Source organism: Halorussus caseinilyticus, assembly GCF_029338395.1.
Taxonomy (GTDB): Archaea; Halobacteriota; Halobacteria; order Halobacteriales; family Haladaptataceae; genus Halorussus; species Halorussus caseinilyticus.
In genome coordinates, this window is record NZ_CP119809.1 from 911,912 (window position 1) to 932,596 (window position 20,685).

A 20,685-nucleotide genomic window follows, 5' to 3' on the forward strand; every position below is an offset into this window, starting at 1 on the left:
AAAATCTACCGTCTAAATCTCGCTCTCGAAGTCGTCGAGCGAGTAGGTCGGTTCGGCACCGCGCCGGTCGAGCGTCTCGTTGGCGAGCAACCAGTAGACGACCGACAGCGCCTTGCGACCCTTGTTGTTCGTCGGGACCACGAGGTCCACGTTGCTGGTGTTGTTGTTGGAGTCACACATCGCGATGACCGGGATGCCCACCGTGATGGCTTCCTTGACGGCTTGGGCGTCACCGATGGGGTCGGTGACGACCAGCGCGTCGGGTTCGATGTAGCCCTCGTACTTGGGGTTGGTGAGCGTGCCGGGGATGAACCGACCGGTCCGGGCGCGCGCGCCGACCGCTTCCGCGAACTTCTCGGCGGGGAAGCGACCGTACTGGCGCGAACTCGTCACCAGAATCTGCTCGGGGTCGTAGTTGGCGAGGAAGTCCGCGGCGGTCCGAATCCGCTGGTCGGTCTTGGATACGTCGAGGACGTACAGACCGTCGGTCCGGACGCGGTGGATGAACCGCTCCATGTCCTGAGTCTTCTGCTGGGTACCGATGTGGACGCCAGCGCCGAGGTAGTCCTCGACGGGGATGAGGAGGTCGGCCTCCTCTTGGTTCTCCATCACGTCTTCGTCGAGGTTCGGTCCCTCGTCTTCGACATCTTCGGTTGCTTGCTCGTCGTCAGCCTCACTTGCCACGTCCTCGTCGGGCTGTTCCGACGGCTCTGCGCCGCCAGCGCCCTCGGGTTCCGCGTCGATTTCGGATTCCGCGGCGTCGAGGCCTTCTTCGTCTACCTGTTCGGGGTCGTTCTCGCTCATAGTCTCGAAACGTTTTGCTCGATGCGAATGAGTTCGTTCAGTTTAGCAGTTCGCTCGCCGCCGACCGCGCCCGTCTTGATGTACGGGGCACCGGTCGCCACGGCGAGGTGTGCGATGGTCGTGTCCTCGGTCTCTCCGCTCCGGTGGGAGATGACCGGCTGATAGCCGTTCTCGACGGCGAGTTCCACGGCGTCCACGGCGTCCGAGAGGGTACCGATTTGGTTGGGCTTGACCAGAATGCTGTTGGCCGCACCCTGCTCGATGCCCGTCTCCAGTCGCTTTACGTTGGTGACGAACAGGTCGTCACCGCAGACGAGTGTCCGGTCGCCGACCTTCTCGGTCAACTCCGCGAAGCCTTCGTAGTCGTCTTCGTCCAGCGGGTCCTCGACGTACGCGAGGTCGTACTCGTCTACGAGTTCGGCGACGTACTCGATTTGCTCGTCGGTCGAACGCGTCGTGTCGCGGTAGACGTACTCCTCGTCGTCTTCGTCGTACATCTCCGCGGCGGCCACGTCGAGACCGAATCGAATCTCGAAGCCGAAGTCGTCGGCCACCGAGTCGGTCGCCGCTTGGACGATTTCGAACGCCTCCTCGTCGTCGATGGATGGTGCCCACGCGCCCTCGTCGCCTTTCCCCGCGGCGATGTCTCGGTCGGCCAGCAGGTCGTGGACTTCCCGATGCACCGCGGCGTTTGCGAACACCGCGTCCTGCACGTTGGGTGCGCCGACGGGCACGGAGAGGAACTCCTGAATCGCGGTGGCGTCGGCGGCGTGTTCGCCGCCGCCGACGACGTTGCCCAGCGGCGTGGGCGACTCCTCGCCGCGGAACGCACCGCCGAGGTGCTGATACAGCGGCGCGCCGAGTACGTCCGCCGCGGCTTTCGCGGCGGCCATGCTGATGGCGACTGCGCTGTTCGCACCGATTTCCGAGAAGTCGTCCGTGCCGTCGGCCGCGCGCAACGTGCGGTCCACGTCGCGCTGGTCGCCGACGAAGACCTTGCCCTCCAGTCGAGGGACGGCGTGTTCGCGGGCCGAGGCGATGGCTTCGCTCGGGTCGAGTTCTATCGCTTCGTACTCGCCGGTCGAAGCACCGCTCGGTGCGGCCGCCCGGCCGAAACCACCGCTCTCCGTGCGCACGTCGGCTTCGACCGTCCGATTTCCTCGGGAGTCGAGAATCTGTCGAAGTCGGACCTCGCTGACGAGCGTCATTGCTCACCTCGGCGGACGGTGAACGGCAGGACGCCCGCGTCGTACTCGTCGGCCGCGATGAGAATCGGCTCGGTCTGTTCGGTGTCGGTCAGCACGGGCGCGCCGTAGGATACCTGCAGGGCGCGCGCCCCGATGATGCGAGCTTTCTCGTAGCGGGAGTAGCGTTTCTGAGCCATTACTGGTAGGGTGCGACGATGTCCACGAGGTCCTTGTGCGCGACGAGCATCCGGCGACAGCACTGTCGTTCGACGCCGAGTTCGTCGAGGACCTTCTCCGGGTCCTCGTCACCCTCTTTGGTCTCCGACCGTGCTTTGAACTCTTCCCAGTACTCCCCGACGACCTTGCCGCACGTGAAACAGCGGACTGGTACCATCATGGATTACGTTGCCTCCGTTTTGGACCGCGGGTTTCCTGTCATGGTAATCACCGGTAAGACTTCTGGTAGCGCGCGCGAGCGCCGGGACCGCCCCACTTCTTGGGTTCGGAACGCCGCGAGTCGTTGACCAACAGCGAGCGGTCGAACTCGATGAAGGCGTCCCGAAGCTCGGCGTCGTTCGTGTACTGGACGAGTCCGCGCGCGATGGCGGTGCGAACGGCGTCGGCCTGTCCGCTGATGCCGCCGCCCTGCACGTCCACTTCCACGTCCACGGTGTCGCGACTCTCGTCGCCCGCGATGCGGAACGGTTCCAGCATCTTCAGACGGGCCATCTCCGGTTCGACCAGCTCGACGGGCTGGGAGTTGATTCGCACGCGGCCTTCGCCTTCCGTGACGGTGGCGCGGGCGATGGCCGTCTTCTTCTTTCCGCTCGTGTTCGTTACCATGTGACGTTAGCACCCAGAGTTTCGCTGATGTCGCCCAGTTGGACGAAACGGATGTTCGATAGTCGGTCCAGCGACGTGCCGTCGAGGACTTCGCCGTCCTCCTCGAAGGGGTTGCCGACGTAGACCCGAACGTTCTCGAACGCCTCGCGGCCCTTGTCTTCCTTGTAGGGGACCATCCCGCGGATGGTCCGCTTGAAAATCATGTCGGGGCGCTTGGGGTAGTACGGACCGCTGTCCGAACCCAGTTCGGCGCGTTTCTCGTATTTCGCCATCACGTCGTCTTCGCTCCCGGTGATGACCGCGTCCTCGGCGTTGACCACCGCGACACGCTCGCCATCGAGGGCGCGCTGTGCGACTTGACTCGCCACGCGACCGAGAATGCAGTCGCGGGCGTCTACAACTACGTCTGCGTCGAATTCTGCGAGACTCATCGGATCACCCGCACGTTCGACCCGTCGGGGTTCTGTTCGATAGCCTGTTCGATTTCAAGAGCCTCACCGTCTGCTTGCTGAATCTTCGTCTCCGCGCTGGACGAGAAGTCCACTGCGGCGACTGTGACGGTCTTCTGCAGGACCCCACTACCGAGAACCTTACCGGGTACGATGACGGTCTCGTCCTCCTCGGCGTATCGCTCGATGCGACCGAGGTTGACTTCCGCGTGCGTACTCCGGGGCTTCTCGAGGCGGTCCGCGACAGTACTCCACACGTCGGCGTCCGAATCGCGGGACACCGACTTCAGGTCAGCGATGAGACTGGTGAGCCTCGGATTCGTCTTGCTCATAATACTTCCTCCTGATGGGAATAAGAACTGAAGTGCAGGGAGCAGGATTTGAACCTGCGGACTCCTACGAGACAGCGCCCTGAACGCTGCGCCGTTGGCCTGACTTGGCTATCCCTGCACGTAGAACACACGTGCAGCCCGTCGCGGGCAACAGTGTGTTGTAGGTGGCCCTTCAAACCAGTTTCGGTCTGACTTCGAGTTCGCCCGACGGGAGTACGGTCTCCCGACTCGCCGGGGCGGACGAACGCCGAAACGTGGTTCGAAGGTCCCTGCATGGTTCTAAAGTTGTACAGCTGCTTCGAGTTCGTCTGCGCGGTCGGCAATCGAGTCGGCCGCGGCAGTGACGAGTTCGTCTATGGACAGCGACCCGTCGGTCTCGACGTGGAACACGAACGCGTTGGGCACGTCGTGGACCTCGACCTCTTTACCGGGGAACCGGTTGGTCAGGTCGTTGTCGAACGCCTCGGTCGGGACGAGTTCGCCGTCGTCTTCGATGACGCCGCGGAGAATGTTGGTCTCCTCCTCGTCGTACTCGTCCCGGTCGCCGACGACCTCCACGCGCTGGAGATGTCGGTAGCCGACGGCCACGCCGCCCTGATGTTTGGCGTGGTCTTTCCCCGTCGAGAGAACGGCGTCCGCTTCGAGTTCGAGACGCTGGTCGTCCTTGAGGTCGATGATGGGGATGTTGTCGTCGGCGGGTTGGACCATCCCGTCCGAACTCACGAGGTCGCCCGAGTAGGCGGTGCCCGGTCCCGACACGTCGAGACTCAGGGTCACTGTATCGCCTTCCTCGAACTCGCCCAGCGGCGTGCTGAGCGGGACGAGACCGAGCCGGAGGCCGATTTGCTCGTCGAACATCACCGACGAGTTCTCCACGAACCGAACGGTGTCGATAGAGAGCGTCGGCACGTCTGCGACGATGGCTCGGCGAATCCCGTTAGCGAACGCCGGGGTCGCGCCTCGAACGAGGAACCGCGCTTCTCGGTCCCCGCGTTCGACGAACTCGACCTCGTACTCTTCTGTCATGGGTTAGAATCCACTCTTGCCTTTGGGTGCGCGGGTGCCGTCGTGCGGGATGGGGGTCACGTCCTCGATGCGACCGATTTCGAGTCCGGCGCGAGCGAGCGCGCGGATGGTCGCCTGCGCGCCCGGACCGGGGTTCTGCTGAAGGTTCCCGCCGGGACCGCGCACGCGGACGTGGACGCCATCGATGCCCGCGGCCTTGACCTCTTCTGCGACCGTCTCGGCCATCTGCATCGCGGCGTACGGCGAGGACTCGTCGCGGTTCTGCTTGACGACGGTGCCGCCGGAGGACTTCGCAATCGTCTCCGCGCCGGTCAGGTCAGTGACCGTGATGATGGTGTTGTTGAACGATGCGTGAACGTGGGCTACGCCCCATTTATCGTCGTCGTTTGCGCTCATTCGTTACCCTCCGCTCGTTCGGGATGCAGTTCGTCCGCGAGGGGACTGTTCTCGTCGAACTGGACGGTGCCCTCCTCGGCGACTTCGACCTTGTACGAGGGGGCCTGCACGCGCCGCCCGTCCACTTTGACGTGTCCGTGGACGACGAACTGGCGCGCTTGGTTGGGCGTGTTGCCCAGACCCTTCCGGTAGGCGACGGTCTGGAGACGACGCTCCAGCACGTCGGTCACGTCGAGCAGAAGCACGTCGTCCAGTTCGTCGCCGTCGTCGAGGACGCCGACTCGCTGGAGGCGGGAGACGAACTCCTCGCCCTCGGTGGCCTCGGTGTCACCCTGCGCACGCTGTGCGAGGATGTTCCGGGCCTCGCGGCGGTAGCCGCGGAGTTCGGACTGGGCCTTCCAGAGTTCCTGCTTGTTCTGGAGACCGTAGCGGTCGAGAAGACTGCTCTCCTCGGAGATGCGTTCGCCCTGATAGGGGTGGTTCGGCGTCTCGTAGAACTTGGTGTTTTCGCCGAGCGCCATTATTCTTCACCACCCTCTTCTTCTGCTTCGGCGGCCTGTTCTTCCTTGATTTCCTCGACGTTGACGCCGATGGTGCCCTCGGTACGGCCCGTCGAGCGGGTCCGCTGACCGCGCACCTTCTGACCGCGCTTGTGTCGGACGCCCTTGTACGAGTCAATCATCTTCATCCGGTTGATGTCCTGCCGACGGGTCATGTTCAGGTCGTTGCCCGTCTGGTGGGTCGTCTCTCCGGAGAAGTACTCGTTGCGGTGGTTTGCGAGCCATTCAGGGACCTCGTTGGCGAAGTTCTCGACGGCCTCGACGACGGTATCGATTTCGTCGTCGTCGAGACGGCCGAACGTCGCCGTGCGGTCTACGCCGGTCTTGTCGGCGATGATTCGCGCCGCTCGGCGACCGATCCCGTTCAGTTCGGTCAGGGACCGTTCGACGGACTTCGTCCCATCGAGGTCGGTTTGCCCGATGCGGACGAAGTAGCGGAGGTCCTCGTCTTCCTCCTGTGGTTCTTCCGTACTCATGGTTTGGATACTGGAAAGCGTCGAGGGAGGGATTTGAACCCTCGAGGCTTGACGCCACAGAGTTAGCAACCCTGCGCCGTGGGCCAGACTAGGCTACCTCGACACGCTTGCATTCACTGTCGCCCTCTCGGACTCGGGACCGGACGCCCCTACAGGTTTGCAACTAATCGTACCGGCGGCGAGTATATAAATACAACGAAACGGCTTACCCGCGTGGGTTCTTCTCACCCTCCCGGTAGGTTCCCCGTAGTCGGTCCCCCGCCGGTTCTCCGACTACGCGGTCCCCCAGTTCCACTCGCCTTCGTCGTCTCCCGGCTCGACCGCTTCGACGGCACCGAGGTCTTCCCACCCTTCGGACTCCCCGGCGGCGTCGGCGTGCCGGACCGACACCTCGGACCATCCGGCGTCGTACTCGGCCGACAGTTCGTAGCGGTCGGTGGTCCCGCCCTCGGGTCGGACTTCGACCCGGAGGGACTCCTCGGGCACGTAGTCGATGGGACTCGCGGGTCCCTCGAAGGTGGTCCCGTCGGCGAGTGTGACCCGAACGCGGTCGTTCGGGTCGAGTCCGCCGAGGCGTTCGACCAGTTCGGTTTCGCTCATGGGTCGGCCTTCATCGGAGTCGGGGTTAAGCGTGCGGGCCGGTTTCGGGACGCGTTCGGCGGTCGTGAGATTGGCACACGAATCTATGGAGCGTCCCGTTCCGACCCGTGACAGCAACCGCCAGAAACTGCAGTGAAGCAGTCCTCGAAAGCCCGCGACCGGGCGACCCCTTCATCCCACCCCGTCGGTTGATTGGTCGAGCGTTTGCTGGCGGTTGGTCGGCCACGACTGCTACGCCGACCAGTCGTGGCTTCGAGACAATATAATTTTGATTCCGGCGCGCGCTGGCGCGACGCGCACGAGCGCGCCGCGCCAACCCGCGCAAGGGACGACCGAACGAGCGAAGCGAGTGAGGGAGTCGGTTGGGGAGGACGTGGCCGTCGCGGTGCTGTCGCGGTGGCGATGCCGTGCGGTGGCGGTGCTTTCGCGGTGGCGGTGCGGTCTGGTTGGTTCAAGCCTGAAGCTAGCTCTACGACTCTCCTGCCGTTCGTCGTCGCGGTGCGGTAGCGGTACAGTGCGGTAGCGGTGCCGTCGCGGTGGCAGTGCCGTCGCGGTGCTGTTCGGTCTCTGTAACATCGCCGCCGTAACAGAGACAACTACACCATTCCGGGACAATCAAAGACCTATACGAAGAAAACATCTACCCGCCTAAGAGAAACACGAAACTTTCGTTCACCGAACGCTCACACTCCGACTCCGACGCTCAGGCTTGGACGTTCCCGACGTACTCGTCGTTTATCTCCCACTCGCCGTCGTCGTCTCGCACCATGTACTCGCCGTAGTAGGGCACGCGGTTCGCCACCGTCTCGCGGAACGTCTCCCGAATCTCGTCCTTCGTCATCTCGCCCATCGACCGCAGGTCGTCGTTGCGGTTCAGACACCCCTTGAGGTATCCTTCGTGCGTGACGCGCACGCGGTGGCAGTTGGCGCAGAACTGCGGGTTCTCAACGGGGTCCACGATTTCGACCATGCCGCCCGACTCGTCCGCGGTGCCGCCCACCCAGTATCGGTTCCGGTTGTGCATCTCGCGGGTCTCCACCTCGTCGGCGATGTCGGCTAGCCAGTCGTGGACTCGCTGGATGTCGATGTTCCACTCGGGTCTGCCCGTGAGTTCGGGCATGTACTGGATGAGTTGCAACTGCAACCCCTCGTTGTCGGCGACGTGTTCGACCATCTCCTCGACGTAGCCCGCGGTGTGTTCGAAGACGACCATGTTCAACTTCACCGGGTCGAGTCCGGCGTCCACGGCGGCGTGGACGCCTTCGATAACCTTGTCGTAGGCACCGCTCTGGGTGACTTCGGCGAAGGCTTCCGGGTCGAGCGCGTCTTGGGAGACGTTGACTCGCTCCAGTCCGGCGTCAACGAGGTCCTCGGCCCGGCCGGGCAGGAACGTGCCGTTGGTCGTGAGCGACACCTCCATGCCGTCGGGCGTCCGCCGGACGATTTCTTCGAGGTCTTGGCGAAGCATGGGTTCGCCCCCCGTGAACTTGACCTTCCCCACGTCGAACTCGTGGGCGACCTCCAGAAACCGGACGACCTCGTCGGCGGTCATCTCGTCGTCTCGGGGGTCCATCGGACCGCGCGTGTCGCCCAATCCCTCGTTGTGGCAGTACACGCAGTCGAAGTTGCACCTGTCGGTGAGCGAGACTCGCACGCCCGAGACCTCGCGCCCGAAGTCGTCCTCCAGCATCACTTGGAGACGTTTCGCGTGCGTATCCTTAAATTCGCTGTCGAATCCCGACTCTGCGTAACCGTATCCGGTTACGTTCTACGCCGGGCGATAACGCTATTCGTCGCGGTCGCTCTCCCTCCGGTCGCCCTCCTCGTCCTCCACTATCGACGCCGTGGCGTGACTCCCGCCGACTTCCTCGATGCGGATGTCCACGCGGTCCCCGAGGTCCGCGCCGGGGACGAACACGACGAACGACTCGATTCGGGCGATACCGTCGCCTTCGCTCCCGAGGTCTTCGATTTCGACGGAGTAACGTTCACCGGACTCGACCGGAGCAGTCTCGCGGTCTGGCATGGGACCGTCCACGACCCCCCATCGGTTAAGTAATCGGTGCGTGACCGGCGCGGACCGACGCCGACCACGCCGACCGACGCCACCTGCCCGACTCCCAAGTTGACAAGGCTTATCGACGCTTCGGACCGTAGCCCCGGTATGAACGAATCAGAGGTACGCGACCTGCTCCGGGAGGTCGAAGACCCGGACCTCGGCGACGATATAGTCTCGCTGAACCTCGTCAACGACGTGTCCGTGGAGGGCGACACCGCCGACATCTCGCTCGCACTGGGCGCGCCCTACTCGCCCCACGAGACCCAAATCGCCAACCGCGTCCGGGAAGTTCTCTCGGACCACGGCATCGAAGCCAACCTCTCGGCCCGCGTGGACGACGGCATCTCTGCCGACGAGCAGGTCCTGCCGAACGTCGAGAACATCATCGCCGTCGCCTCCGGCAAGGGCGGCGTCGGCAAGTCCACCGTCGCGGTCAACCTCGCGGCGGGACTCTCCCAGATGGGCGCGCGCGTCGGCCTGTTCGACGCCGACGTGTACGGTCCGAACGTCCCCCGGATGGTGGACGCCGAGGAAGTACCGAAAGCCACCGAGGACGAGACCATGATTCCGCCCGAGCAGTTCGGCGTGAAACTCATGAGCATGGCGTTCCTCGTCGGCGAGGACGACCCCGTTATCTGGCGCGGCCCGATGGTCCACAAGGTCCTCACCCAACTCTGGGAGGACGTGGAGTGGGGTCACCTTGACTACATGGTCGTAGACCTCCCGCCGGGCACCGGTGACGCCCAACTCACCCTCCTCCAGAGCGTCCCGGTCACGGGCGCGGTCATCGTCACGACACCACAGGAAGTCGCCATCGACGACGCCCGCAAGGGCCTGCGGATGTTCGGCAAGCACGACACCCCCGTCCTCGGCATCGCCGAGAACATGTCCACGTTCAAGTGCCCCGACTGCGGGTCCGAACACGACATCTTCGGGCGCGGCGGCGGCGCGAAGTTCGCCGAAGAGAACGACATGCCGTTTCTCGGCTCTATCCCCATCGACCCGACGGTCCGGACCGGCGGTGACGAGGGTAGACCCATCGTCTTGGACGACGACGACACCGGGGACGCTTTCCGCGTCCTGACCGAGAACGTGGCGAACAACGTCGGGATTATCAGGCGACGCCAGCAACGCTGAACCATGTCACACGACGACGGCGCGTACGGTCCGGACGTGGAGCGCACGAAAACCCTCCGAGAAGTCGCCGACGACATCCGTGCCGAGAGTTCCGAGAGCAAGATGATTGCGGCGATTCTCTACCGCATCAGCGACCTCTACGACCCCGACGAGGAGACCTCCCCGCGAGACATCTACGTCAACATGCGCGAAATCATCCGCACGAAGGAGTCGTAGGTCGAAAACCCCGCTAGCGGAACTTCCGGACGACCATCCATCCGACGAGAAGCCCGATACCTAAGTACGCTAGCGGTATCCCGCCGAGTTCGTGCCCGCCGCTGATTTTCTCACCGAAACTCCGAGTATAACTGTCGTTGCGGTACTCGTAGTGGTCGCTCATCCACGTCGGCCTAACGGGTTCGTAGGAGGTGTTCCACGTCCGAGTCTTCGCTCCGTCCCGTCCCGCGAACCCGACTTGGTCTATCGCACCCTCCTTCGTGGTCATGTTCCCGGTGTAGAGTCGCGCCTCCCCGGCGATTTTCGCACCGCGGTCGTCGAGGAGTTCGACCGTAATCGTCCGCGAGTCGCCCGGCCGGACCGACGCGGGGTAGAGACTCCCGTCGGTCCCAGTGGTGTGGACCATGAGCTTGGTCCCGTAGAGTTGTCTCGACGGGTTTACGAGCGTCACCTCGGCGACTGCGGACGGTTCGCCGTCGATGGTACCCTCTCGGACCTCTACGTCCGAGACGTACGGCGTCGGTATTCGACCAGACTCGGCGGAGTCGACGCTCCGAGTGAAGTTTCGGTGGGTGTGTCCCCCGAACGTCGAGAACGTGACGGTGTGGTCGTCCCGATTGACATCGATGCCGGGCGTGATGTTTACGCGCTCGGTCCGGTACTCACCTTCGGAGAGATTGACGTTCTCTTCGTAAACTCGTTGCCCGTCCACTGTAACGACGTATCCCGCTGATTCGATTTCTCTGTCCGTCGGATTAGTGTACTCGACCAGCATCGTCGAGTCGTTCGTTCCGAGAGAGACTCGGTACTCGATACCACCTACCGACGTGACGTTTCCGTTCGTTCCGTCGTCGTTCGAGAGGTCGGCGGTAACGACTCCGACTTGGGGGACGGCTACAACGGCGAGTAACGCCAGTACACCCCAGACGGCGTACGTGTTTTCTCTACTCATGGGAACGAGTTCGAAGGTCTTTCGTCTCGCGTGAACACGCGGCTTTCACTTCGCACCATCTCGTATTATCAGAATTAGAAGTTATATTTTGCCGTATCTCGTTTCGGTCTCTGGCTCCGCGATACGTCACCTCCGACGACTCGAATTCGCTCCGCTCGACGGTTTCGCCCGTATCGGGGTCGGAATACTGTTTCACGAGTTCGCCGGTGACCGTCGCTGTCGTCTCCGAGACTCGACTCCTGTTCTCGTACGCGGGAGTCCAGAAGCGCGACTCGACTTCGGTCCGAACGAGCGTCCACCGCTTTACGGGTTCCTCGGCGATTCGCCACTCGTCGCCGACAGCGGCTTGCTTTCTGGCGATAGCGTAGTCCATCGTCGAACTCCTTCCATCCCACTCGTAGCGCGCCTCCTGCACCTTCTCGTCGCGCGCGGCCTCATAGTACGTAACTAATTCGGTCGATTGGGACTTGTACCGAACCTCGAACTGGGTCTCGTACACTGCGTCCCGGACTTTCACCCGTTTCGTCTTACCGGTAAACCAGTGGTCGTACGCGTAGCGGGAGGTAGCCCAGTAGGTCGAGTACTCGGTGTCCGTGTAGGTGTAAGTGACCGTCTCCGTTTCACAACCGAAACGGAGGCTACAGCGTTTTACCGTTCGAGTACCCGTTTTCCGGACTTCGTAGCTGTACCGGTACTTTCGTTTGGTTTCGTACTCCGCGGGTTCGACCTGAACCTCCCGCGTCGCGCCGGTGTGTTCGCCGTTCCAGAGACTCGAATCGTGCCACTTTCGGGGTGAAGTCGTCGTCGAGGCGTCGAACCAGTTCGAGTACGTCCTCGTTCGGGTCTCCTCGGTCTGGTGGGTCCCGGCCGCGTACCACGCACGGGCCGAGTCGAGAAACATGTCTCGCTGGCGTTCGTTCGGGAAGGTTTCGGTCACCGTCTCGTACTTCGCGTCCCGAACTTTGACCCGCTTTTCGAGGACGTATCGCGTATCGTTGTTCACTTCCTCGACGCGGTATCCCTGACGAAGGTACTCGTCGCGCCGTTGCTTCGTATCGACTTCGGCCTTCTTCACTCGACGCTTTTCCACGAGATACGCGAGGTCTCGGACGCTGACGTTTCTCCAGTAGGTTTCGTCTTCGAGCAGAACGTCGGTTTCGGGGAGTTCCACACGAACTCGCTTCCTCGCGTTGTCCTCGTTGTATATCGTCACCGTCGGGGGCCGAGACGTGCCCGCGAGTTCGTCGGCGGGAATCTCGATTGTCCCGACGTACCGGTAGGCGTCTTCGGTCGGTTCCGAGTGCCGACTCTTCGGTGCTTCGACCGCTCTCCACTCGACGACGCTTGCGGCCGGGTTCGACACCGAGGCACCGAGACCGAAATCCCGATAGTACGTCTGCTTCGAGAAGTGATACGGCTCCGTCTTCACCCGAAACCGAACCGTTTCGTTCGGATAGTGCGGCCCGTCACCGACGACCGTCTTCTCCGACACGTCCGGCACGAAGTAGTTCAGGAAGTCGAAGTTGCGCTTCGTCCGCAAATCGTACTCGTCTTCCACGATACTCGCGGCCCGTTCGTACGCGCGGAACTTCGCCGTCGTGTTGTCCGGTTTGGTCGGCTCTGCACCGTACTTCCAGATGTATTTGAGTTCCGTCCCGTCGGGGTCGAACGACCCGGTCGCGTTCACCAAAATTCCGTGTTCTCGGGTTATGTATCCCCTCGTTCCGTCGTTCACCACGTCGAGACGGAGTTCGGGCTTGCTGGGGGTGACCTTGAAATTAGTCCTGTTACTTCCTCCCCACATCTGCTTCGAACTTCTCTGTCGGACCTCCCAAATGGCGTTTACGTAATACTCTTGTGGAACATCACCAGCCCAGAAGCTATCTACCGTAATCGTATCACTGGATGTGGTTTTGACTTGGTGGTAATTTGATGTCTGAATCCTCCGTGATTTTTCATCTCTTTTTCCAATTTCTATATCTAATCTCTCCGGTTCGACACCGTTCAAATCAATCTCCAACACATGATGGGCGACGTATCGTTTCGGGTCGATGCGCTCGTGGTAGGAGTCCACCGGGTCGTTGACGAACTCGGACCGGACGACTTCGGGTTTCTGGACTGGAACGACATCGCGGGTCACGCGGGTCGTCTGACCGCGGTCGTCGGTGGCAACGACAGTCACGGAGTACTGCTTTCCCGGCGTGAGGTCCGTGTGTGAGAAGCGTATCGTGCGCTGGCGGTCGAAACCGAGTCGGTGGCGACCGCGCATCGTAGAACGCGCGGTCGCAACGGTCTCGCCGTCGATTTCGACGCGAAGCGCGTCCAGATTTTCGTACTCGTCGATACCGGTCGCACTTCCCGTTATCGACCCGTATCGGTCGAGCGAACCGAACGATACGTTCGGCCGCGGGTCCGCCGTAACCGTGGTCGTTCCGTCAGCGAAGGTGGCGACGTTCTTCGACCCGTCGGTGTAGGTTACGACCGCGTAGAGTTCGTGGTCTCCGGGGTTCCACGTCCGGGTTAGCGACTCGCCGTTTCCGACGGGTCCGGCGGCGTTCCGCCATTCGACCGAGACCACGAATCCGGTGGCGGCGTCGAAGCGCACGGCGTACTGTCCTCGGAGTGGCCGCGCCCCGGTTACGAGTTCGTCACCGGTGACGTGGGGCGAATTACGGTCGGCGATAGACTCAGGGTCGAGGCGCTCGTTCGGTCGTCGGGGTCGCACCCCGACCGAGAGTGAACTGGTACTCGACTGACCGTCGGCGTCGTAGACCGTCGCGGTAATCGTCCGATTGCCCGGCGTCGGGAAGTGTTTCGTCGCCGAGTCGGTCCGCTGGTCCGGCGAGAGCGAGTGGTTGGCGAGGACGACGCCACCGACTCTCCAGACGACGTAATCGAGCGTCGCGGCCCCCGCGTCGAGGTCTGCGGTGTAGTTCGCGGGAGTTCCGGCGGTGGGTCGCGTCGGTCCGGAGAGCGAGACGGTGGGTTCCGTGCCGGGCGAAACGTCCACGTAGAGCGTGTCGGAACTGCTCGCGCCGTCCTCGTCGGTGACAGTCAGCGTGACGCGATAGCGACCTGTCTCGGCCGGGGTGAATCGGGTTCGGGCGCAGTCGGCGCAGTCGGGCGTGATGGCGTCGTCGCTCGGCGTTCTTATCGACCAATCGTAGCGCGCGATGCGCCCGTCGGGGTCGCGCGAACCGGTCGCGTCGAGAAGGACCGTCGCCCCTTTCGTTACGTCTTGGTCGAGTCCGGCGTCCGCGAGGGGTGCCTCGTTCGAGAGTCCGGTCTCGTTCGCCGGTGTTGCGTCGGTAGGCGGAAGCGTTCCGGCGGCAGTGGTCGTCACGACGAGGAGTACGGCGATGGCGACCGGCGTCGGCTTCGACATGCGAACGGTTTGCTCCTTACCTACTTAAAAAATTATGTGTTTGAAAACGTAAATACCGGGGGCGACGGCCGCCGGAACCGGGACGCGGGATGAGGATACAGAGCGAGTGAAAAATAGTAGGAAACCCGCCATTACCGCCAAACCCTCACGAAAGATGCTTGCTAATCAATAGCAAAGGCTTTACTGATTCCCCGCCGAATCAGTAAACACTGGGCCTAACGGCCGTGAGCTACAAATATGACGGATGACGAACTCATCTGGCGAATCGCAGGTGGTTCCGGTGACGGAATCGACTCGACGAGCCAGAACTTCGCCAAAGCGCTGATGCGCTCGGGGCTGAACGTCTTCACGCACCGACACTACCCGTCGCGCATCCGCGGCGGCCACACATACGTGGAGATTCGGGCGAAAGACGAACCGGTAAAGTCGCGCGGAGACAACTACAACTTCCTGCTCGCGCTGGGCGACAGTTTCGCCCGGAACCCGCAGGAAGAGGCTTACTACGGCAACGAGGAGATAAAGCCGCTGTCGGAGAACCTCGACGAACTCCGGGAAGGGGGAGTCATCGTCTACGACTCGGGGCTACTCGACGCCAGCGAAATCGAGAACTTCGACCAGCGCGCCGAGGAGAACGACTGGCACGTCTACGACCTCGACCTGCGAGGACTCGCCAAGGAACACGGCCGTGAAGTCATGCGTAACACCGCGGGTGTCGGTGCGACCGCGGCGCTTCTGGACATGGACCTCGAACACATCGAGGGCCTGATGGAGGACGCGATGAGCGGCGACGTGCTGGAGGCGAACCTCCAGATTCTCGAAGAGGCCTACGAGTCGGTCAACGAGGACTACGAACACACCCACGACCTGCGAGCCCCGACCGGAAGTGCCGACGAGGAGCAGGTCCTCGTCTCCGGGTCTCACGGCATCGCTTACGGTGCCTTAGACGAGGGCTGTCGGTTCATCTCGGGCTATCCGATGACCCCGTGGACCGACGTGTACACCATCATGACCCAACACCTGCCCGAGATGGGCGGTATCTCCGAGCAGGTCGAGGACGAAATCGCCGCGGCGTCGCTGGCAATCGGTGCGAGTCACGCGGGCGCGAAGGCCATGTCCGGGTCCTCGGGCGGTGGCTTCGCGCTGATGTCCGAACCGCTCGGTCTCGCCGAGATTACCGAGACGCCAATCGTCCTCGTAGAGGCGATGCGCGCCGGTCCCTCGACCGGGATGCCGACCAAGCCCGAGCAGGGTGACCTCGAACACGTCCTGTACACGAGTCAGGGCGACTCGAACCGCGTGGTGTTCGCGCCGGGCGACCCCGCGGAGTGTTACGAACAGACTCGCAAGGCCTTCGAAATCGCCTACGAGTACCAGATTCCGGCCATCGTCCTCTACGACCAGAAACTCTCGGGCGGCCACCAGACCGTGCCCGAGGACGTGTTCGACGAGGAGCCGAACCCCGACATCGGAAGCGTCGTGACCGAGCAGGACCTCGAAGAGGCCGTCCAAGAGGCCGGTCGGTTCAAGCGATACATGTACGACGACGAGGAGAGCGGATTCGGCGGCGTCAGTCGCCGCTCGCTCCCCGGTCAGAAGGGCGGGAACTACCTCGCGTCGGGTAACGAACACAACGAAGTCGGTCACATCAGCGAGGACCCCGACAACCGTACCATCCAGATGAACCGCCGGATGGCCAAACTCGACGCCATCCGGACGGAACTCTCGGAGGAAGCCGACCACCAGCCGGTCTACGGACCGGAGGACGCCGACTACGGCATCCTCAGCTTCGGTTCGACCAAGGGCGTCATCGAAGAGGCGGTTGACCAACTCAACGACGAGGGCCACTCCGTCAAAGCGATGAACGTCAGCGACATCATGCCGTTCCCGAAGGACGAAGTGACTGCATTCTTGGAGAGCGTGGACGAGTCGCTCGTCGTGGAGATGAACGCGTCGGCGCAGTTCCGCCGCCACATTCAGGGCCAGTTGGGTCGCTTCGGCGAGAAACTGTACAGTCTGCTCAAGTACGACGGCAACCCCTTCGAACCGGAGGAAATCGTCTCCGGGTTCGAGAGTCGTCTCGGCGAGGAGGCCGACTTGAGCCAGTACAACGTCCGCATCGAATCCGCAACGGGTGATTAACCATGAGTGCATTCAACGCAATCGGCGAAGAACGCGAGATAGACAGAGACGAGTTCACCCCGGAAATCGAACCGCAGGCGACGTGGTGTCCGGGTTGTGGCGACTTCGGCGTCCTGAAGGCACTGAAGCAGGCGATGCCCGAAGTAGGACGCAACCCCGAGGAGACCCTGCTCGTGACGGGTATCGGCTGTTCGGGCAAACTGTCGAGTTACTTCCGGAGCTACGGGTTCCACTCCATCCACGGCCGGTCGCTACCGGTCGCTCGCGCGGCGAAGATGGCGAACCCCGACCTCGAAGTCATCGCGGCGGGCGGTGACGGTGACGGCTACGGCATCGGCGGGAACCACTTCATGCACACCGCCCGCGAGAACCACGACATGACCTACATCGTCTTCGACAACGAAATCTTCGGGCTGACGAAGGGCCAGACCTCCCCGACCAGTCCGAAGGGTCACAAGTCGAAGACCCAACCCCACGGGAGCGCCAAACAGCCCATCCGACCGCTGTCGCTCGCGCTGACCTCCGGGGCGTCGTACGTCGCCCGGACCGCGGCGGTCAACCCGAATCAGGCCAAGGAGATTCTCGCGGAGGCGATGGAACACGACGGCTTCGCCCACGTGGACTTCCTGACCCAGTGTCCGACGTGGAACAAGGACGCCAAGCAGTACGTCCCGTACATCGACGTGCAGGACAGCGACGACTACGACTTCGACATCACCGACCGCGGCGAGGCGTCGGAGATGATGCAGGAGGCCGAGAACGCCCTCTACGAGGGCACCGTTCTCACGGGTCGCTTCTACCACGACGAGGACCGGCCGTCCTACCAGCAGGAGAAGCAGGCCACGGGCGACATGCCCGAGGAACCGCTGGCGGAGCGGTACTTCGACGACGACTACGAGTGGGAGCGTAGCTACGACCTGCTCGAACGGCACAAGTAAGCCGAATCCGTCGGCTTCGGCGTCTTCTTCGCTCTCCGCTCCGACAGCGACGGCGTTCCGCGTCGATAGTGACGGTGGTTCGCTACTCGTCGGGGAACGGGGGCGCGGACCGACTATCTTCCTCGTCGCCCTCGTCGCCCTCTTCGCCTTCCTCGTCGCCCTCTTCGCCTTCCTCGTCGCCCTCTTCGCCTTCCTCGTCGCCCTCTTCGCCTTCTCCTCCACCGCCGGGGAAACTGCATCCGGCGAGACCGGCGGCGACTCCGGCGAGCGAGACCTGTAGGAAACGTCTCCGCGAGCGTCGTGCCATGTCCACGGGTAGACGAGCGAGTCCGAAAAGGGTCGCGGCCGTCCCGCACCGTTCGGCGGGTTCCGTTCGTCGAGCGACGGTAACGAGTCGTTCTCGGTTCCGAGACCCGGTTACGCCAGACCGAACGCCGCCGAGTCCGTCGCCAACCCGGATTCGGTCACCGCACAGACCGTTTTTCCGTTCGCAAGGTATTTTTTCCCGTATCCGAAATACTCTGTCAATGAGTGCCCAGTCCACGGAAGACAGAATTCTATCGGTTCTCGAAGAGGACGCCCAAGCGTCCTACGCCGAGATTGCCGAACGGGCGAACGTCTCGAAGCCCACGGTCCGTAAGTATATCGAAAAGCTCGAAGACGAGGGGGTCATCGTGGGGTATTCGGCCGAAATCGACCCGAAGAAACTATCGAGCAAGTCCATCGCGCTGGTCGGCATCGACGTAGCCAGCGAGCAGTACGTCGAAGCGACCCGCGACCTGAAGGAACTCGAGGAGGTGGAGACGCTCTACTCGTCGTCGGGCGACCACATGCTCATGGCGGAGGTCCGCGCCGCCGACGGCGATGCCGTCGGCGAGGTCATCAGCGAGAAGATTCTGGACATCGGCGGCGTGACCGCCGCCCATCCCTCGTTCCTCCAAGAGCGACTGAAGTAGGCGTCGGAGGTGTCCGGTTCGGAAGCGTCGGCTACGTTTCGAGTCCTTAGAGTCGTAGCCGTGGACAAAAACCACTATCTCTGAACCGAGAGAGACCGTACCGTGACAGTAAACGACCGGAGAGATAGGGAGCTAGCTACAGGCTTGAACCTATCGAGACCGCACTGCCCCACCGCGAACCGCCGCCGCGAACCACGCCCTCCCCAACCGACTCCTTCGTTCCCTGCGGTCGCTCAGTCGTCCGCCGTCGGAAGCAAGTTCCGGCGACCTCGCGCGGATGGGCGCGGTCACGAGTGACCGCGCCCGCGCGCCGACGTGGAACGATAAGAAATGCTCTAAGAAACATCTAGATGGTCTAAAGAAATAAAATAATTGCTGAAACGCCGTCGCGCCGTCCTCAGTCCGCGGCCGAAATCTCGACGCGCTCCAAGGCGCGCTGGATGCGCTCGGACGCCTCGGCCAGTCGCTCGGCGCTGTTGGCGTAGGAGACCCGCAGGCACTCCTCGGCGTTCGTCCCGAAGTCCGGGCCGGGGGTCATCGCCACGCCCGCGTCCTCTAAGAAGAAGTCCGCGGCGTCGAAAGCGTCTCCCGGCAGGTCGCTCACGTCCACGAGCAGGTAGTAGGCTCCGCCCGGCGTGTACCCCATGCTCAAGCCCCAGTCCTCGACTTCGCTCACGAGGTAGTCCCGGCGCTCGCGGTAGGTGTCCCGGACCTCCGCGAGGAAGTCGTCGCCGGATTCGAGCGCCGCGACCCCGCCCGACTGGACGAAGTTTGGCGCGCAGATGAGCGTGTTCTGGGCGATGCGGTTGACGTGGCCGACGTACTCCTCGGGCGCGACCATCCACCCGAGTCGCCACCCCGTCATGGAGAACCGCTTCGAGAAGCCGTCTATCACGAAGGCGTCGTCGGTGTACTCCAGCACGGTGTGGTCCTCGCCCTCGTAGGTCAGGCCGTGGTACACCTCGTCGGAGAGGACCGTCGCGTCGGCGTCGTCGGCCAGCGCCACGAGTTCTTCGAGCGTCGAACCGTCCAACACCGCGCCGGTCGGGTTCGCGGGCGAGTTCAACAGTAGCGCCTCCGTCTCGGAACTCACCGTGCGCGCGAACTCGCCGACGCGCGGGCGAAAGCCCTCGTCGGCCGACAGCGGGACCGTCGAGATTCGACCCCCGGTCTGGCGGACGAAGTTCGGGTAGCAGGCGTAGTAGGGGTCGGTCAGCACCACCTCGTCGCCGGGGTCCACCAGCGCCGAGAACGCCAGAAGAAGCGCGGGCGAAGACCCCGAGGTGACGACGATTCGTTCGGGGGCCACGTCCACGCCGTACCGACGGTCGTAGTAGGCAGAAATCGCCCGGCGGAGTTCGGGTTTGCCCTTCGAGGAGGTGTATCCGGTCTCACCTGCTCGGAGCGCCGCGACTGCCGCCTCGGTCACTGCATCCGGCGTCTCGAAGTCGGGTTCGCCTACTTCGAGGTGTACCACGTCGTCCATGCGGTTGGCCCGTTCGAGAACGTCCATCGCGGCGAACGGGGTCGTTCGAGTCGCGCGCTCCGAAGCCATGTAAACAACAGAAGGGTACTCGGCATATAAACCTTCGATGTGACAGTCAGTATTTGCCGCGCTCCCGAATCCGTCACAGTTTGTGGTCCCCCGACCGGACGCACGGAGCGGTTGCGAAACCGGGAAAGACGTGATACGCTCCCCGGACCGCAAGGATTGGGTTGGTAGAGACCAAACGCCCGACCGATGGCTACCTATCAGCGCGAGGTCAGGGTTCGCGCGCCGCTAGAGGAGGTGTGGGAGTTTCACTCCCGAATCTCGGGACTGGAGGCGCTCACGCCCGACTGGATGAACCTCCGGGTCGAGGGGGTCCGCGGACCGGACGGGAGTAGTCGTGACGACGCCGAGGTGTTAGAGACCGGGACCGCGGTCCGGATGTCGATGCGACCGTTCGGCGTCGGCCCGCGCCAACGGTGGACCTCGCGCATCACCCGCCGGGAGGAGGGCGACGGTGCGGCCGTTTTCGAGGACGTGATGGAGGGCGGGCCGTTCCCGGAGTGGCACCACTCCCATCAGTTCTACGCAATCGCGGACGACGAGACCCTCCTCAGAGACCGCGTGGAGTACGAACTCCCGGTGGTCGGCGACCTGCTCGGACCGCTCGGGTCGATAGGCTTCGTGCCGATGTTCCGCGACCGACATCGCCGGACCAAGCGGATTCTGGAGTCGTGAGTC

The 20,685-nt window shown here is 63.1% G+C and carries 24 protein-coding genes and 2 tRNA genes; 6 read left to right on the forward strand and 20 right to left on the reverse strand.

Annotated features, from left to right (window positions below):
- Positions 1-12: 12 nt before the first annotated feature.
- From rpsB to P2T60_RS04780, 16 genes are all read right to left on the reverse strand, one after another.
- Positions 13-804, reverse strand: coding sequence for a 30S ribosomal protein S2 (gene rpsB / locus P2T60_RS04705; RefSeq protein WP_276281403.1), 792 nt, complete (start codon positions 802-804; stop codon positions 13-15).
- Positions 801-2,012, reverse strand: coding sequence for a phosphopyruvate hydratase (gene eno / locus P2T60_RS04710; protein WP_276281404.1), 1,212 nt, complete (start codon positions 2,010-2,012; stop codon positions 801-803). Before eno ends, rpsB begins: the two co-directional genes overlap by 4 nt.
- Positions 2,009-2,188: a DNA-directed RNA polymerase subunit K gene (locus tag P2T60_RS04715; RefSeq protein WP_276281405.1), complete on the reverse strand. Its 180-nt coding sequence runs from the start codon at positions 2,186-2,188 to the stop codon at positions 2,009-2,011. The genes eno and P2T60_RS04715 overlap by 4 nt, the downstream gene beginning before the upstream one ends.
- On the reverse strand, positions 2,188-2,388 hold the full coding sequence (locus P2T60_RS04720) for a DNA-directed RNA polymerase subunit N (RefSeq protein ID WP_276281406.1): 201 nt from the start codon (positions 2,386-2,388) through the stop codon (positions 2,188-2,190). The genes P2T60_RS04715 and P2T60_RS04720 overlap by 1 nt, the downstream gene beginning before the upstream one ends.
- A 47-nt stretch (positions 2,389-2,435) precedes the next feature.
- A complete protein-coding gene (locus P2T60_RS04725) occupies positions 2,436-2,834 on the reverse strand; it encodes a 30S ribosomal protein S9 (RefSeq protein WP_276281407.1) in 399 nt (132 codons plus the stop codon).
- A complete protein-coding gene (locus tag P2T60_RS04730) occupies positions 2,828-3,265 on the reverse strand; it encodes a 50S ribosomal protein L13 (RefSeq protein WP_276281408.1) in 438 nt (145 codons plus the stop codon). Before P2T60_RS04730 ends, P2T60_RS04725 begins: the two co-directional genes overlap by 7 nt.
- Entirely contained in the window at positions 3,262-3,615 is a 354-nt protein-coding gene (locus tag P2T60_RS04735; RefSeq protein WP_276281409.1) for a 50S ribosomal protein L18e, read from the reverse strand. The genes P2T60_RS04730 and P2T60_RS04735 overlap by 4 nt, the downstream gene beginning before the upstream one ends.
- A gap of 33 nt (positions 3,616-3,648) precedes the next feature.
- A tRNA-Leu gene (locus P2T60_RS04740) sits at positions 3,649-3,733 on the reverse strand.
- 161 nt (positions 3,734-3,894) lie between these two features.
- Complete coding sequence (locus P2T60_RS04745; protein ID WP_276281410.1) at positions 3,895-4,641, reverse strand: DNA-directed RNA polymerase subunit D; 747 nt, start codon at positions 4,639-4,641, stop codon at positions 3,895-3,897.
- A 3-nt stretch (positions 4,642-4,644) separates the two neighbouring features.
- Positions 4,645-5,037, reverse strand: a complete 393-nt coding sequence (locus tag P2T60_RS04750; protein ID WP_276281411.1) for a 30S ribosomal protein S11 — start codon at positions 5,035-5,037, stop codon at positions 4,645-4,647.
- Positions 5,034-5,558, reverse strand: coding sequence for a 30S ribosomal protein S4 (locus P2T60_RS04755; protein ID WP_276281412.1), 525 nt, complete (start codon positions 5,556-5,558; stop codon positions 5,034-5,036). The genes P2T60_RS04750 and P2T60_RS04755 overlap by 4 nt, the downstream gene beginning before the upstream one ends.
- Positions 5,558-6,073, reverse strand: coding sequence for a 30S ribosomal protein S13 (locus tag P2T60_RS04760; RefSeq protein WP_276281413.1), 516 nt, complete (start codon positions 6,071-6,073; stop codon positions 5,558-5,560). Before P2T60_RS04760 ends, P2T60_RS04755 begins: the two co-directional genes overlap by 1 nt.
- Before the next feature lie 18 nt (positions 6,074-6,091).
- A tRNA-Ser gene (locus P2T60_RS04765) sits at positions 6,092-6,176 on the reverse strand.
- 170 nt (positions 6,177-6,346) lie between these two features.
- Complete coding sequence (locus tag P2T60_RS04770) at positions 6,347-6,673, reverse strand: hypothetical protein (RefSeq protein ID WP_276281414.1); 327 nt, start codon at positions 6,671-6,673, stop codon at positions 6,347-6,349.
- A gap of 703 nt (positions 6,674-7,376) precedes the next feature.
- Positions 7,377-8,363 (reverse strand): GTP 3',8-cyclase MoaA, encoded by a 987-nt coding sequence (gene moaA, locus P2T60_RS04775; RefSeq protein ID WP_276282172.1) that lies wholly within the window; start codon positions 8,361-8,363, stop codon positions 7,377-7,379.
- Between the two features lie 96 nt (positions 8,364-8,459).
- Positions 8,460-8,699: a TRAM domain-containing RNA chaperone gene (locus tag P2T60_RS04780; protein WP_276281415.1), complete on the reverse strand. Its 240-nt coding sequence runs from the start codon at positions 8,697-8,699 to the stop codon at positions 8,460-8,462.
- A 138-nt stretch (positions 8,700-8,837) separates the two neighbouring features.
- On the opposite strand from P2T60_RS04780, the gene P2T60_RS04785 reads away from it, so the two are divergent.
- Positions 8,838-9,869 carry an Mrp/NBP35 family ATP-binding protein gene (locus P2T60_RS04785; RefSeq protein ID WP_276281416.1) on the forward strand — a complete coding sequence of 344 codons (1,032 nt, stop codon included), beginning with the start codon at positions 8,838-8,840 and terminating at the stop codon, positions 9,867-9,869.
- A 3-nt stretch (positions 9,870-9,872) separates the two neighbouring features.
- Complete coding sequence (locus P2T60_RS04790; protein WP_276281417.1) at positions 9,873-10,085, forward strand: DUF7976 family protein; 213 nt, start codon at positions 9,873-9,875, stop codon at positions 10,083-10,085.
- Between the two features lie 13 nt (positions 10,086-10,098).
- On the opposite strand, the gene P2T60_RS04795 is transcribed toward P2T60_RS04790, so the two are convergent.
- Positions 10,099-11,037, reverse strand: coding sequence for a hypothetical protein (locus tag P2T60_RS04795; RefSeq protein WP_276281418.1), 939 nt, complete (start codon positions 11,035-11,037; stop codon positions 10,099-10,101).
- Positions 11,030-14,422, reverse strand: a complete 3,393-nt coding sequence (locus P2T60_RS04800; protein ID WP_276281419.1) for a PKD domain-containing protein — start codon at positions 14,420-14,422, stop codon at positions 11,030-11,032. Before P2T60_RS04800 ends, P2T60_RS04795 begins: the two co-directional genes overlap by 8 nt.
- A gap of 237 nt (positions 14,423-14,659) precedes the next feature.
- Here P2T60_RS04800 and P2T60_RS04805 point away from each other — a divergent pair, with 237 nt between their 5' ends.
- Both P2T60_RS04805 and P2T60_RS04810 read left to right on the forward strand, forming a co-directional pair.
- Positions 14,660-16,561 (forward strand): 2-oxoacid:acceptor oxidoreductase subunit alpha, encoded by a 1,902-nt coding sequence (locus P2T60_RS04805; protein ID WP_276281420.1) that lies wholly within the window; start codon positions 14,660-14,662, stop codon positions 16,559-16,561.
- 2 nt (positions 16,562-16,563) lie between these two features.
- Positions 16,564-17,499, forward strand: a complete 936-nt coding sequence (locus P2T60_RS04810) for a thiamine pyrophosphate-dependent enzyme (protein WP_276281421.1) — start codon at positions 16,564-16,566, stop codon at positions 17,497-17,499.
- A gap of 82 nt (positions 17,500-17,581) precedes the next feature.
- Here P2T60_RS04810 and P2T60_RS04815 read toward each other — a convergent pair whose 3' ends face one another.
- Entirely contained in the window at positions 17,582-17,806 is a 225-nt protein-coding gene (locus tag P2T60_RS04815; RefSeq protein ID WP_276281422.1) for a hypothetical protein, read from the reverse strand.
- Between the two features lie 220 nt (positions 17,807-18,026).
- Between P2T60_RS04815 and lrpA1 the strand changes: the two genes are divergently transcribed.
- Positions 18,027-18,455 (forward strand): HTH-type transcriptional regulator LrpA1, encoded by a 429-nt coding sequence (gene lrpA1 / locus P2T60_RS04820; protein ID WP_276281423.1) that lies wholly within the window; start codon positions 18,027-18,029, stop codon positions 18,453-18,455.
- 397 nt (positions 18,456-18,852) lie between these two features.
- On the opposite strand, the gene P2T60_RS04825 is transcribed toward lrpA1, so the two are convergent.
- Positions 18,853-20,010 (reverse strand): pyridoxal phosphate-dependent aminotransferase, encoded by a 1,158-nt coding sequence (locus P2T60_RS04825; RefSeq protein WP_276281424.1) that lies wholly within the window; start codon positions 20,008-20,010, stop codon positions 18,853-18,855.
- Between the two features lie 186 nt (positions 20,011-20,196).
- Between P2T60_RS04825 and P2T60_RS04830 the strand changes: the two genes are divergently transcribed.
- Positions 20,197-20,682, forward strand: coding sequence for an SRPBCC family protein (locus tag P2T60_RS04830; protein ID WP_276281425.1), 486 nt, complete (start codon positions 20,197-20,199; stop codon positions 20,680-20,682).
- Positions 20,683-20,685 lie beyond the last annotated feature (3 nt).